This is a genomic window from Streptomyces sp. NPDC005302, assembly GCF_040607345.1.
Lineage (GTDB): Bacteria > Actinomycetota > Actinomycetes > Streptomycetales > Streptomycetaceae > Streptomyces.
In genome coordinates this window covers 244,393-256,781 of sequence record NZ_JBEXGN010000007.1, presented here as the reverse complement: position 1 = coordinate 256,781, position 12,389 = coordinate 244,393, and the positions used below count along the sequence as shown (strand labels likewise).

The window sequence follows — 12,389 nt, the reverse complement described above, 5'->3', positions numbered from 1 at the left end:
GCTCGGCAGGACCTCCGTTGTTCGGCGCCTGCTCCGGACGTGCACGTTACCGCCAAGTATCGATGATCGATCGCCGGGGTCGGGCATGCTGGGCGGCGGGACGATCCGTGACCGGGCGGATCCACTGCGTAGGGGGTACGGCGATGGGGCGACTGCCTCGCCGGGCGTTCGCGGCGGCGGCGCTGGCGACACTCACGGGACTGGGTGCGGCGGGGGACGCGGCCGCCGCTCCCGCCCGCCCGCGCGGCCGCCGGGCGCCCCGCCCCGTACGCGGCATGTGGCTCGCGACCGCCTCCCACCGCGACTGGCCCTCACACCCCGGACTGGACGCCGCCGGACAGCGCGCCGAACTCCTCGCCCATCTCGACACGGCGGTCCGGCGGCGGCTGAACACCGTGTTCTTCCAGGTCCGTCCGTCCGCCGACGCACTGTGGCCCTCGCCGTACGAGCCGTGGTCGCAGTACCTGACCGGAGTCCAGGGCCAGGACCCCGGCTGGGACCCGCTGGGCACCGCGGTACGGGAGGCCCACGCACGCGGTCTCGAACTGCACGCCTGGTTCAACCCGTACCGCGTCTCGGGGCAGCCGGACCCGGCACGGCTCGCCGCCACCCACCCGGCCCGCCTCCACCCCGAATGGATCGTCCCGTACGGCGGGAAGCTCTACTACAACCCCGGGCTGCCGCAGGTGCGGACGTTCGTCCGGGCCGCCATGCTCGACGCGGTCGGCCGGTACGCGATCGACGGTGTGCACTGGGACGACTACTTCTACCCCTACCCGGTGGCCGGCGAGGAGTTCGACGACGCGGCCGCCTACGCGGAGCACGGCGCCGGATTCCCGGACAGGGCGGCCTGGCGGCGCCACAACATCGACAGGCTCGTCCTGGAGATGGCGGCGGGCATCCGGCGGACCCGCCCCGGCGTCCGCTTCGGGATCAGCCCCTTCGGGGTCTGGCGCAACGCCGAGACCGACCCGCTCGGCTCACCGACCCGGGCCGGCGTCCAGACGTACGACGACCTGTACGCCGACACCAGGAAGTGGGTCCGCGAACACTGGATCGACTACATCTGCCCCCAGCTGTACTGGCACATCGGCTTCGAGGCGGCCGACTACGCCGGACTGCTGCCCTGGTGGGCCCGGGTCGCCCGGGGCACCGGTGTGCGGCTGTACGTGGGGGAGGCGCTGTACAAGGCGGGCGCTCCGGGGCAGCCCGCGCGCTGGCAGGACCCGGCCGAGCTGTCCCGTCACCTCACCCTCGCCGCCGGGTACCCCGAGGTGGGCGGGCACGTCTACTTCTCGGCGACGGAGGTCGCCGAGGACCGCGTCGGCGCGCTCGCCCGGGTGGTCGCCGACCACTACGGCACGGTGAGGGCCGGGCGACCGCGCTGAGCCCCGGCTCCCCGCCGGTCAGCCGCGCGCCCGCTGGGTGAGCCCGATGCACACCAGGACGGCCGCCGCCGTCAGCGGAGCCGCGGGTGTCAGCCGTTCGCCCAGCAGCAGCACCGACCACACCAGCGTCAGCAGCGGCTGGGCGAGCTGCAGTTGGCTGGCCTTGGGGATGCCGATCGCCGCCATCCCCCGGTACCAGACGACCAGGCCGAGGAACTGCGAACCGGCCGCGACCCACAGCACCCCCGTCACACTGTGCGCGGTCAGCCGCACCGGCTCGTACGAGAGCGCGATCAGCGCGCCCGGGACGCTGAGCGGCAGACACAGGACGAGGGCCCAGCCGATGACCTGCCAGCCCGGCATCACGCGGGCGAGCCTGCCGCCCTCGGTGTAGCCCGCCGCGCAGATCAGCAGCGCGCCGAAGAGATAGGCGTCCGCGCCGGTCAGGGCGCCGCCGCTCTGCTGCACGGTGAACGCGATGACGGCGGCCGCGCCCGCGCAGGCCGCCAGCCAGAACATCCGTGAGGGCCGGGCGCCCGTGCGCAGGGCCGAGAACAGCGCCGTCGTCAGCGGCAGCAGTCCGACGACCACCGCCGCGTGCGCGGTGGTCGACGTCCGCAGCGCGAGCGTCGTCAGCAGCGGGAAGCCGAGGACGACGCCGGCGGCGACGACGGTCAGACCCGCCAGATGCCGACGGGCCGGGAGGGGGACCCGCAGCGCGAGGAGACAGCCGCCCGCGATGACCGCGGCGAGGACACAGCGCACGGCGACCAGGGACCAGGGGCCGAAACCCTCGAGGCCCCAGGCGGTGGCGGGGAAGGTGAGGGAGAAGGCGGTGACACCGAGGGCCGCCTGGAGGGTGCCGGCGCGGCGGTCCGCCCGGGCGGGACCCGGCGGGCGGGCTCCGGACACGGACCCGGTGTTCCCGGCACCCGGTCGGCCGGTCACGGCAGCGGTGCTCCCGGTGCCGTGCGCGGCGCCGGTGGTCCCGGTGGCCGGGCCGTGCGGGTCGGCGGCCTTACCGCCCCGGTGCCGGTGCGGATCCGGGGCGGAGGCGGAAGCCGGGGTCGCCGCGGATACGGCCCGCGTGGGCCCGGTCTCGCCGCTGACCGCTATCCCGCTGGGCTCGGTAGCGCTACTCTCTGCTCTCATGCAAGAGCGTAGCAGCGTAGGAGATCTGGCGAACCGGCTGCGGCAGGAGCTGAACCGCTACTCACCCGGAGGAAAGCTGCCGTCGAGCAGGGCACTCGTCGACCGGTACCGCGTGAGCCCGGTGACCGTGACGCGGGCGCTCGCCCAGCTGGCCGCCGAGGGCCTCGTGGTCACCCGGCCCGGAGCGGGCGCCTTCCGCGCGGAGCACCGGACCACCGCCCCGCCCGGCGGCGACACTTCCTGGCAGGAGGTCACGCTCAGCGCGGACGCCGCCGCCGAACCCGTCCCCCGCACCGTGGACGCGTCCGGCGTCCTCGCCTCGCTCGCCGCACCGCCGCCCGGTGTCGTCGAGTTCAACGGCGGCTACCTCCATCCCTCGCTCCAGCCCGAGCGGGCCATGGGTGCCGCCCTCTCCCGGGCGGGCCGGCGCCCCGGCGCGTGGTCCCGCCCGCCCATGGAGGGACTGCCGGAACTGCGCGAGTGGTTCGCGCGGGGGATAGGCGGGACGGTCGGCGCGGCCGAGGTGCTCGTCACGGCGGGCGGCCAGTCCGGCCTGACGACCGCGCTGCGCGCCCTCGCGCCGCCCGGCGCGCCCGTCCTGGTCGAGTCGCCCACGTATCCGGGCATGCTGGCGATCGCGCGGGCCGCGGGCCTGCGTCCCGTGCCGGTCCCGGTGGATCCCGACGGGGTGAAACCCGAGCTGCTCGCCGACGCCTTCCGGGCGACCGGGGCCCGGGTCTTCGTCTGCCAGCCGCTGTTCCAGAACCCGACCGGCGCGGTGCTCGCGCCCGCGCGCCGCGGCGAGGTGCTGCGCATCGCACGCGCCGCCGGAGCCTTCGTGATCGAGGACGACTTCGTCCGCCGGCTGGTGCACGCGGACGCGGGCCCGCTGCCGCGTCCGCTGGCCGCCGAGGACCAGGACGGCGTGGTCGTGCACGTCGGTTCCCTGACCAAGGCGACCTCGCCGAGTTTCCGGGTGAGCGCGCTGGCCGCACGCGGCCCGGTGCTCGAACGGCTCCGCGCCATCCAGGTCGTCGACACCTTCTTCGTGCCCCGGCCGCTCCAGGAAGCCGCGCTCGAACTCGTCGGTTCGCCCGCCTGGCCGCGCCATCTGCGCACCGTTTCGGCCGAGTTGAAGGCGCGACGCGACGCCATGACCGCCGCACTGCGACTGAGCCTGCCCGAACTCGCCCTGCCGCACGTCCCGTTCGGCGGCTACCACCTGTGGGCCCGGCTGCCCGACGGCACCGACGAGTCCGCGCTGGTCGCCGCCGCACTCCGCGCCGGCGTGGCCGTCGCCCCCGGCCGCCCCTACTTCAGCGCCGAACCCCCCGCCGCCCACCTCCGGTTGAGCTTCGCCGCGGTGGCCGGAACGGAGGAGATCGCGGAAGGGGTGCGCAGACTGAGGACGGCGTACGACGAGGTCGGGACCTGAACCGTGCCGGGACCGGCCTCCCACCTGCGCGGCCCGGCCCCGGACCCGGCAGGCACACCCGGGCCGGGCCGGATCTCAGGGTCGGCGGACAGCGGGCCCACAGGTGCCACGGGGAGGTCCGGTGAACTTTCAGACACCCTGAGTAACCCCTATTGACCTGCGGAGTCCCGCGTTCCACCATCTGGCCATGCATCTTCGGGTCACGTTCGTCGCCGCCGCGCGCAGCTCCTCGCTGCTGGCGGAACGCTTCGAGGACGACCGGCCGCTGGACCAGGCCGGCTGGGAAGAAGTGCTGCGCGCCGCCAACGAACTGACGCCCTTGGCCGCGGCCGAGCTGCGCTACTGCTCGCCGACGCCCCGCAGCCGGGCGACCGGCGACGCGCTCGGCTACGCGCCCCTGGTCCAGCTCGCCCTGCGTGACTGCGACATGGGCCGGTGGCGGGGTTTCACGCTGGGCGAGGCGATGGCCCGTGAGCCCGAGGCGGTGGACGCCTGGCTGGCCGACCCGCGCTCCACGCCGCACGGCGGGGAGTCCCTGCTGTCCTTCATCGGCAGGGTCGGCTCCTGGCTCGACACCCGGCCCGCCGACGACGGCGGCAGCATCGTCGCGGTCGCCGAACCGGCCGTGGTGCGCGCCGCGCTGGTCTACGCCCTGAAGGCGCCGCCCTCGACCTACTGGAACATCGACGTCCGGCCGCTGTCGGCGATCTCCGTGACGGGCCGGGCGGGCCGCTGGAGCCTGCGCTTCGACGGCTCCTCGCCCCAGCCTACCCGCGCCTAGAGGATGCCCGGCCGGCCGTCCGCGCCGGTGCGCCCGCGTGTGTAGTCGGTGGTGAGCACGAGATCCTTCGCCGGTCCCCGGACGCGCCAGACGGTCCGCCAGTGGTCCTCGTCCCGGACGGTGAACTCCCCGCGGTACAGGTCCGCCGAGCACGGGTGGTCGGCGACGTACCGACCGGTCGCGAGGTCCAGGTCGTGGAACGGACGGCCGTCGGAGAACCGTACGAGAGCGGTGCCCGGCTCCGTGCCCGGCAGGAACCGGAGGGTCCGCTCGGCGGGCCGGGCGACGCCCTGCCACACGAACGTGCCGGCCTCGTGATGCAGCAGTCCCCGGCCCGGCAGCGGCGCGCCGCTCTCCGCCGGCGAGGGGTCCGCGCCGGAAAGCGCCAGGTCGGCGTCCTGGAGCGGCCCGAAGAGCGTGGCACCGGTGAAGCGCCCCTCTCCGTCGCCCGTGAGGTCGCGGACCGTACGCCGCACCTGCCAGGTCCCGGCCAGATACGTCAGCGCGTCCCGCACCGGCCAGAACTCGCCCATACCGTCCCGCTCCCCGTCCCGTCCGTCGCCGTGCGCCCCGTCGGCGCGCTCCCGCCGCTCCCCATTCTGCCTCCGGCCCGCCGCTCAGGCGGCGGCGGTACCGGCCGAGGGACCCTGGCCGGCCGGGAGCAGCCCGCGTTCGCCGAAGACCTTCTTCGCGACCAGGCTCGCGTTCATCGCCTTCGGGATGCCGCAGTAGACGGCCGAGTGGAGGAGCGCCTCGACGATCTGGTCGGGGGACAGGCCCACGTTCAGTGACGCGTTGACGTGCACCTCCAGCTGGGTCTCGCAGCCGCCGAGTGCGGTGAGCATGCCGAGGGTCACCAACTGCCGGTCGCGCGCGGCCAGTCCGGGCCGGTCGTAGATGTCGCCGAAGGCCCAGGCGATGATCTGGTGGCCCAGTTCGGGATTGATGTCGCCGAGCGCGTCGACGACGCGGTGGCCGGCCTCGCCGTCCACCTGGTCCAAAATCTTCAGGCCGTGCTCGAACCGCTCCTCGCGGGTGGTGGAGGCGGGGTTCTTCGTCGTGTCGCTCATTTCGGGTCGTCCGATCCCGGCTCGTCGAGGAGCCGTTCGTAGTGGTGGATCTTGTCGTCGAGCGCGGCCGCGTTCCGGCGCAGGGCGCGCATCCGGTCCGCGAGGTCGGCGCGGTGCTCGCGGAGCATCGCGAGCCGGTCGGGGACCGAGCCGTCGCCGCGCGAGCGCAGCTCCGCGAACCGCTGCATGTCCGCGATCGACATGCCCGTCCCGCGCAGCCGGATCAGGAACTCCAGCCAGGCCAGATCGGCCGCCGCGTAGCGCCGCTGGTTGCCGGTGGTCCGGCCGACCCGCTCGATCAGGCCGGCCTTCTCGTAGTACCGCAGCGTGTCGTGCGAGAGGCCGGTGCGCTCGACGACCTGGGCGATCGTGAGCGTGGGTTCGGCGCCTCGCGGGAGGGGCTGTCCGCTGGTCATGAGAAGACCGTAGAACCTGGAGCGCGCTCCAGGTCAAGCCGTGATCGGGAGGGCCTGATGGGGAGAGGCGTGCTCGCGAGGAGGGGTCGTCGTGGGGATCGGCCGCGTGAGCCCTCGGGCAGCGCCTGCCGCGCGTCGCTCAGGAAGGGTGCCGGTGCGCCGCCGTGCCCGGCGCCTTGGGGGAGCGGCGTAAAGGTCGGGGTACGGGCGGATGCGGCGGATGCGGCGGAATGGGTGCGGCAGGGGCGGGGGTGCCGGCCCGGGACGGCGGCGGCCCGTGGTCCCGGGCGGCGACGAGCGGCCGCTCCCGGGCGGGGTGACCCGGCCGCCCGTGGTCAAGCGTGCTGGTGAACGCGGGGTCAGCCGTTGCGGCGGGGCTTGCCGCGCTTCGCGCCGCCCTTGGGGCCGCCCTTCGCACCGCCGGAGCCACCGCTGCGGGGGTTCTTGCCCGCGGTCCTGCCGCCCGCCTTTCCGGCGGCGGGCTTGCGCCGCCCGGCGCCGCCCGCGTCCCCCTTGCGGGGCGTCGGCTTGGCACCGCTCCTGGCCTTCTGCTGATCGGCGGCCGGTGCCGGCGCCCGTCCGCGCGTGCTGTTCACCGTCCGGCCGCGCACGATGCCGATGAAGTCCTCGACCAGATCCGTGGTCCGGTCCTCGGGCCAGGCCAGCGCGACGCGGGACTCGGGGGCGTCCGTGACCGTCCGGTAGGTGAGGTCCTTGCGGTGGTGGAGCCGGGCGAGGGACTGCGGGACGAGCAGGACGCCGATCCCCGCCGCGACCAGGTCGATCGCGTCCGCCGTGGTCGAGGGCCGCTCCAGAGCGGGTCTGCCCGGCAGCTCCGGCCAGTCCAGCGGATCGTCGAGGGGGTGCAGCACGATGTCGTCGTCGAGGTCCCCGGGGGAGATCTGCTCGACCGCGGCGACGATGTGGTCCTTGGGGACCACGACCACCGTCGTCTCGGTGTACAGCGGGATCGCGCTCAGGTCCTCCCGGTCGACGGGGAGCCGCACGAAGCCCGCGTCGACGTCGCCGCCGCGCAGCAGCTCGTAGACCTCGTCCGGGGACGCCGGTACGAGGGACAGCGGCACGTCGGGCAGCCGCTCGTGCCAGATCCGCACCCACTTCGACGGCGTCACCCCCGGAACGTAGGCGAGCCTGAAGGAAGGGGATGCGTCGGAGCCGGTCACCCCGTCAGGTTACCCGGCGCGGCCCGGCGGCCTCACCGGTGATGGTCGGCGGTCGCTCGCGCGCTCGATACCCTGGACCCATGAGTTCGCACCAGACCACCCAGACGATGAAGCCCGCCACGGCGGCGAAGAAGCTGGGTGTGTACCTCGAGGCCACCCCCGCCGAGTTCCAGGAGGGTGTCGTCTCCCGTGCCGAGCTGAACGCGCTGCAGGCCGATCCGCCCGAGTGGCTCCAGGAGCTGCGCCGCAACGGTCCGCACCCGCGTCCGGTCGTCGCGTCCCGGCTCGGCGTCTCCATCGCGGGTCTCGCCCGCGGCGGGGTCAGCGAGCCGCTCACCACCGAGCAGATCGACGCGCTCAGGGACGAGGACCCCGAGTGGCTCCGCCGCGAGCGTGGCACCCAGGCCGAGGTCCGCAAGGAAGCCGCCCGTATCAAGGAGAAGAACGCGGAGCAGGCCGCCAAGCGCTCCTGACCCGCACCTGACCGGTCCGGCCGCCCTCGTGCGGTGGTCGAGCCCCGGACGACGACCGCCCCTCAGCCGTTGACGGCTGGGGGGCGGTCGCCGTATGCCGGTCATTGATCGCAACAGCGTTGCATAAACGTGCATGGAAACGTATAGTCATGCCATCTAGGAGGAGGGTTCCATGACGGTACGCGCGGCAGTGGCGGGAGCGAGCGGATACGCGGGCGGGGAACTGCTGCGTCTGCTCCTGACACACCCCGAGATCGAGATCGGTGCCCTGACCGGCAACTCCAACGCGGGCCAGCGGCTCGGCGCGCTCCAGCCCCATCTGCTGCCGCTCGCCGGACGTGTCCTCGCGCAGACCACCCCCGAGGTGCTCGCCGGACACGACGTCGTGTTCCTCGCCCTGCCCCACGGGCAGTCCGCCGCCGTCGCCGAGCAGCTCGGCCCCGACGTCCTCGTCGTCGACATGGGCGCCGACTTCCGGCTGAAGGACCCGGCCGACTGGGAGCGCTTCTACGCCTCCGCGCACGCCGGGACCTGGCCCTACGGCCTCCCCGAACTGCCGGGTGCCCGCGCCGCGCTGGAGGGGTCCAAGCGCATCGCGGTGCCCGGTTGTTACCCGACGGCCGTCTCGCTGGCCCTCTTCCCGGCGTACGCGGACGGACTCGCGGAGAACGAGGCCGTGATCGTCGCCGCCTCCGGCACCTCGGGGGCCGGCAAGGCGCCCAAGGCGCACCTCCTCGGCAGCGAGGTCATGGGATCGATGACCCCGTACGGGGTCGGAGGCGTCCACCGGCACACCCCCGAGATGATCCAGAACCTCAGCGCGGCCGCCGGGGAGCGCGTCACCGTCTCCTTCACGCCGACCCTCGCGCCGATGCCCCGCGGCATCCTCGCGACGTGCAGCGCCAAGGCGAAGCCCGGGGTCACCGGCGACGCCGTGCGCGCCGCCTACGAGAAGGCCTTCGCCGACGAGCCGTTCGTCCACCTGCTTCCCGAGGGACAGTGGCCCGCCACCGCGTCCGTCCACGGTTCCAACGCTGTTCAGATCCAGGTCGCGTACGACGCCGCCGCGCACCGCATCATCGCGGTCAGCGCCATCGACAACCTGACCAAGGGCACCGCGGGTGGTGCCGTCCAGAGCATGAACCTCGCGCTCGGCCTGCCCGAGGAGCTGGGGCTCTCCACGATCGGAGTCGCACCGTGAGTGTCACGGCAGCACAGGGATTCACGGCGGCGGGAGTCGCCGCCGGAATCAAGGAGAACGGCAACCCGGACCTGGCCCTCGTGGTCAACACCGGGCCCCGCCGCGCCGCCGCGGGCGTCTTCACCTCCAACCGCGTCAAGGCCGCTCCCGTCCTCTGGTCGGAGCAGGTCCTCACCTCCGGCGAGCTGACCGCCGTCGTCCTCAACTCCGGTGGCGCCAACGCCTGTACGGGACCGAAGGGCTTCCAGGACACCCACGCCACCGCCGAGAAGGTCGCCGAGGCGCTCGGTGACACCGGCGCCGGCAGCGTCGCCGTGTGCTCGACCGGCCTCATCGGCGTCCTGCTGCCGATGGACCGGCTGCTCCCCGGCGTCGACCTGGCCGTCGCCCAGCTCAGCCCGCACGGCGGTGAGAAGGCCGCCATCGCGATCAAGACGACGGACACCGCGCACAAGACGTCGGTCGTGACCCGGGCCGGCTGGACCGTCGGCGGCATGGCCAAGGGCGCCGGCATGCTCGCCCCGGGCCTCGCCACCATGCTCGTCGTGCTCACCACCGACGCGGACGTGCCCGGCGAGGACCTCGACCGGGCCCTGCGCGACGCCACCCGCACGACCTTCGACCGGGTCGACTCCGACGGATGCATGTCGACCAACGACACCGTGCTGCTGCTGGCCTCCGGAGCCAGTGGGGTCACCCCGGAGCACGCGGAGTTCGCCGAGGCCGTGCGCGAGGTCTGCGACGACCTCGGACAGCAGCTCATCCGTGACGCCGAGGGCGCGACCAAGGACATCAGGATCGAGGTCGTGGGCGCCGCGACCGAGGACGACGCCGTCGAGGTGGGCCGCTCCATCGCCCGCAACAACCTCCTCAAGTGCGCCATCCACGGCGAGGACCCCAACTGGGGACGGGTGCTGTCCGCGATCGGCACCACGAAGGCGGCCTTCGAACCGGACCGGCTGAACGTCGCCATCAACAACGTCTGGGTCTGCAAGAACGGCGGGGTCGGCGAGGACCGCGACCGCGTCGACATGCGCTACCGCGAGGTCCACATCGTCGCCGACCTCGCCGCGGGCGACGCCACGGCCACGATCTGGACCAACGACCTCACCGCCGACTACGTCCACGAGAACAGCGCGTACTCCTCATGAGCAATGTGACCCGCAAGCACACCGCTCTGCCCAAGGCGCAGATCCTCATCGAGGCGCTGCCGTGGCTGACCCGGCACCGGGGCAAGACCGTCGTCGTCAAGTTCGGCGGCAACGCCATGATCGACAGCGACCTCAAGTCGGCCTTCGCGCAGGACATCGTCTTCCTGCACCACGCGGGCCTCAAGCCCGTCGTCGTGCACGGCGGCGGCCCCCAGATCAGCGCCGCCCTCGACCGGCACGGCATCGTCAGCGAGTTCAAGGCCGGCCTGCGCGTCACCACCGAGGACGCGATGGACGTCGTCCGCATGGTGCTCGCCGGACAGGTCCAGCGCGAGCTGGTCGGCCTGCTCAACGAACACGGACCGCTCGCCGTCGGCCTCACCGGCGAGGACGCGCACACCATCACCGCAACCAAGCACCGGCCCACGATCGACGGCCGGCCGGTCGACATCGGGCGGGTGGGCGAGATCACCGCGATCGACACGGGCGCGATCGAGGCACTGCTCGCCGACGGCCGCATCCCGGTCGTCTCCTCGATCGCCCGGAGCCAGGACGACGGACATGTCTACAACGTCAATGCTGATACGGCGGCTGCGGCACTCGCTGCTGCTCTGGGGGCCGAGACCCTCATGGTCCTCACGGACGTCGAGGGCCTCTACGAGGACTGGCCCGACAGTGACGAGGTGATCAGCCGCCTCACCGCTTCCCAGCTGGAGAAACTCCTTCCCGAGCTGGCCAGCGGCATGGTGCCGAAGATGGAGGGCTGTCTGCACGCCGTACGCAACGGCGTCACGACCGCCCGGGTCATCGACGGCCGGGTCCAGCACTCGATCCTGCTGGAGATCTTCACCGACGAGGGCATCGGCACGATGGTCGTGCCGGACGACGAGGAAGCGGGGGACGCAGCATGACCGGCAGCGCCACGAACGCCGAGCTCACCGAGCGGTGGCAGGGCTCACTGATGGACAACTACGGCACCCCGCGCCTGCCGCTCGTCCGCGGTGCCGGCACGAAACTGTGGGACGCCGACGGCAGGCAGTACCTCGACTTCGTCGGCGGCATCGCGGTCAACGCGCTCGGACACGGCCACCCCGCGATCGTCGAGGCCGTCAGCCGGCAGATCGCGGAACTCGGCCACGTCTCCAACCTCTTCGTCGCCGAACCGCCCGTCACCCTCGCCGAACGGCTGCTCCAGCTCTTCGGCCGCGAGGGCCGGGTGTACTTCTGCAACTCCGGGGCCGAGGCCAACGAGGGCGCCCTCAAGATCGGCCGGCTGACCGGCCGGACCCACATGGTCGCCACCACCGGCGGCTTCCACGGCCGCACCATGGGCGCCCTCGCCCTCACCGGCCAGCCCGGCAAGCGGGAGCCCTTCCTGCCGCTGCCCGGCGACGTCACGCACGTCCCGTACGGCGACCCGCAGGCCCTCGCCGAGGCGGTCACCCCGGACACGGCCCTGGTCATCATCGAGCCCATCCAGGGCGAGAACGGCGTGGTCGTGCCGCCCCCCGGCTATCTGAAGGCGGCCCGCGCGATCACGGCGGCCAACGGCGCCCTGCTCGTCCTGGACGAGGTGCAGACCGGGATCGGCCGCACCGGCCACTGGTTCGAGTACCAGGCCCACGAGGGCGTCCTGCCCGACATCGTCACGCTCGCCAAGGGTCTCGGCGGCGGACTTCCCCTCGGCGCCACCGTCGCCTTCGGCCGCGCCGCCGGCCTGCTGAAGCCCGGTCACCACGGCACGACCTTCGGCGGCAACCCGGTCGTCTGCGCCGCCGGACTCGCCGTCCTCGACACGATCGAGTCCGAGGGCCTGCTGGAGAACGTGAAGCGCGCCGGCGAGAAGCTGCGCGACGGAATCGAGGGCACCGACGGCGCAGCCCGCCACCCGCTCGTCGACCATGTCCGGGGCGCGGGCCTGCTCCTGGGTATCGTGCTCACCGAGCCGCTCGCGCCCCAGGTGCAGCAGGCGGCTCAGGACGCCGGTTTCCTGGTGAACGCGCCCGCCCCCGATGTCGTACGGCTGATGCCGCCGCTGAACCTGGGCGATGACGAGGTGGACGCGTTCCTCCAGGCGCTTCCCGGCATCCTCGACGCAGCCAACGGGGACGGATGATCCCGGGAAAAGGGACGACGAC

The 12,389-nt window shown here is 73.3% G+C and carries 13 protein-coding genes; 8 read left to right on the top strand and 5 right to left on the bottom strand.

The genetic code is table 11. The features are described 5' to 3' along the window. The first annotated feature begins 143 nt into the window (after window positions 1-143). Window positions 144-1,388 (top strand): family 10 glycosylhydrolase, encoded by a 1,245-nt coding sequence (locus tag ABZT74_RS13625; RefSeq protein ID WP_356434748.1) that lies wholly within the window; start codon window positions 144-146, stop codon window positions 1,386-1,388. An 18-nt stretch (window positions 1,389-1,406) separates the two neighbouring features. Here ABZT74_RS13625 and ABZT74_RS13620 read toward each other — a convergent pair whose 3' ends face one another. Next, window positions 1,407-2,540, bottom strand: a complete 1,134-nt coding sequence (locus ABZT74_RS13620; RefSeq protein ID WP_356434745.1) for an EamA family transporter — start codon at window positions 2,538-2,540, stop codon at window positions 1,407-1,409. On the opposite strand from ABZT74_RS13620, the gene ABZT74_RS13615 reads away from it, so the two are divergent. Further along, a complete protein-coding gene (locus ABZT74_RS13615) occupies window positions 2,539-3,975 on the top strand; it encodes a PLP-dependent aminotransferase family protein (RefSeq protein ID WP_356434742.1) in 1,437 nt (478 codons plus the stop codon). The genes ABZT74_RS13620 and ABZT74_RS13615 overlap by 2 nt on opposite strands. 187 nt (window positions 3,976-4,162) lie before the next feature. Continuing rightward, window positions 4,163-4,756 (top strand): histidine phosphatase family protein, encoded by a 594-nt coding sequence (locus ABZT74_RS13610; protein WP_355865860.1) that lies wholly within the window; start codon window positions 4,163-4,165, stop codon window positions 4,754-4,756. Here ABZT74_RS13610 and ABZT74_RS13605 read toward each other — a convergent pair. The 4 genes from ABZT74_RS13605 to ABZT74_RS13590 form a co-directional block, all read right to left on the bottom strand. After that, the gene (locus tag ABZT74_RS13605; RefSeq protein ID WP_356434739.1) at window positions 4,753-5,289 is read right to left on the bottom strand and encodes a DUF6314 family protein; all 537 of its coding nucleotides are present in this window, start codon (window positions 5,287-5,289) and stop codon (window positions 4,753-4,755) included. The genes ABZT74_RS13610 and ABZT74_RS13605 overlap by 4 nt on opposite strands. An 84-nt stretch (window positions 5,290-5,373) precedes the next feature. After that, window positions 5,374-5,826 (bottom strand): carboxymuconolactone decarboxylase family protein, encoded by a 453-nt coding sequence (locus tag ABZT74_RS13600; protein ID WP_356434736.1) that lies wholly within the window; start codon window positions 5,824-5,826, stop codon window positions 5,374-5,376. Further along, a complete protein-coding gene (locus tag ABZT74_RS13595) occupies window positions 5,823-6,242 on the bottom strand; it encodes a MerR family transcriptional regulator (protein WP_356434733.1) in 420 nt (139 codons plus the stop codon). Before ABZT74_RS13595 ends, ABZT74_RS13600 begins: the two co-directional genes overlap by 4 nt. Window positions 6,243-6,601: 359 nt before the next feature. Beyond that, complete coding sequence (locus ABZT74_RS13590) at window positions 6,602-7,426, bottom strand: LysR family substrate-binding domain-containing protein (RefSeq protein WP_356434730.1); 825 nt, start codon at window positions 7,424-7,426, stop codon at window positions 6,602-6,604. 80 nt (window positions 7,427-7,506) lie between these two features. Here ABZT74_RS13590 and ABZT74_RS13585 point away from each other — a divergent pair, with 80 nt between their 5' ends. The 5 genes from ABZT74_RS13585 to ABZT74_RS13565 all read left to right on the top strand — a co-directional run bounded on the left by ABZT74_RS13585 (window position 7,507) and on the right by ABZT74_RS13565 (window position 12,367). Next, entirely contained in the window at window positions 7,507-7,899 is a 393-nt protein-coding gene (locus tag ABZT74_RS13585) for a DUF5997 family protein (RefSeq protein WP_355865874.1), read from the top strand. Between the two features lie 172 nt (window positions 7,900-8,071). Beyond that, window positions 8,072-9,100 (top strand): N-acetyl-gamma-glutamyl-phosphate reductase, encoded by a 1,029-nt coding sequence (gene argC / locus ABZT74_RS13580; RefSeq protein WP_356176006.1) that lies wholly within the window; start codon window positions 8,072-8,074, stop codon window positions 9,098-9,100. Beyond that, on the top strand, window positions 9,097-10,251 hold the full coding sequence (gene argJ / locus ABZT74_RS13575; RefSeq protein ID WP_356176008.1) for a bifunctional glutamate N-acetyltransferase/amino-acid acetyltransferase ArgJ: 1,155 nt from the start codon (window positions 9,097-9,099) through the stop codon (window positions 10,249-10,251). Before argC ends, argJ begins: the two co-directional genes overlap by 4 nt. Then, window positions 10,248-11,162 carry an acetylglutamate kinase gene (gene argB, locus ABZT74_RS13570; RefSeq protein WP_356176011.1) on the top strand — a complete coding sequence of 305 codons (915 nt, stop codon included), beginning with the start codon at window positions 10,248-10,250 and terminating at the stop codon, window positions 11,160-11,162. Before argJ ends, argB begins: the two co-directional genes overlap by 4 nt. Beyond that, a complete protein-coding gene (locus tag ABZT74_RS13565; RefSeq protein ID WP_355865886.1) occupies window positions 11,159-12,367 on the top strand; it encodes an acetylornithine transaminase in 1,209 nt (402 codons plus the stop codon). Before argB ends, ABZT74_RS13565 begins: the two co-directional genes overlap by 4 nt. The last annotated feature ends 22 nt before the right edge of the window (window positions 12,368-12,389 follow it).

Bases quoted from the DNA above. Each gene is read 5' to 3' on its own strand.
- ABZT74_RS13625 (WP_356434748.1), top strand. From the start codon at position 144: ATGGGGCGACTGCCTCGCCGGGCGTTCGCGGCGGCGGCGCTGGCGACA.
- ABZT74_RS13615 (WP_356434742.1), top strand. From the start codon at position 2,539: ATGCAAGAGCGTAGCAGCGTAGGAGATCTGGCGAACCGGCTGCGGCAG.
- ABZT74_RS13620 (WP_356434745.1), bottom strand. From the start codon at position 2,540: ATGAGAGCAGAGAGTAGCGCTACCGAGCCCAGCGGGATAGCGGTCAGC.
- ABZT74_RS13610 (WP_355865860.1), top strand. From the start codon at position 4,163: ATGCATCTTCGGGTCACGTTCGTCGCCGCCGCGCGCAGCTCCTCGCTG.
- ABZT74_RS13605 (WP_356434739.1), bottom strand. From the start codon at position 5,289: ATGGGCGAGTTCTGGCCGGTGCGGGACGCGCTGACGTATCTGGCCGGG.
- ABZT74_RS13600 (WP_356434736.1), bottom strand. From the start codon at position 5,826: ATGAGCGACACGACGAAGAACCCCGCCTCCACCACCCGCGAGGAGCGG.
- ABZT74_RS13595 (WP_356434733.1), bottom strand. From the start codon at position 6,242: ATGACCAGCGGACAGCCCCTCCCGCGAGGCGCCGAACCCACGCTCACG.
- ABZT74_RS13585 (WP_355865874.1), top strand. From the start codon at position 7,507: ATGAGTTCGCACCAGACCACCCAGACGATGAAGCCCGCCACGGCGGCG.
- argC (WP_356176006.1), top strand. From the start codon at position 8,072: ATGACGGTACGCGCGGCAGTGGCGGGAGCGAGCGGATACGCGGGCGGG.
- argB (WP_356176011.1), top strand. From the start codon at position 10,248: ATGAGCAATGTGACCCGCAAGCACACCGCTCTGCCCAAGGCGCAGATC.
- ABZT74_RS13565 (WP_355865886.1), top strand. From the start codon at position 11,159: ATGACCGGCAGCGCCACGAACGCCGAGCTCACCGAGCGGTGGCAGGGC.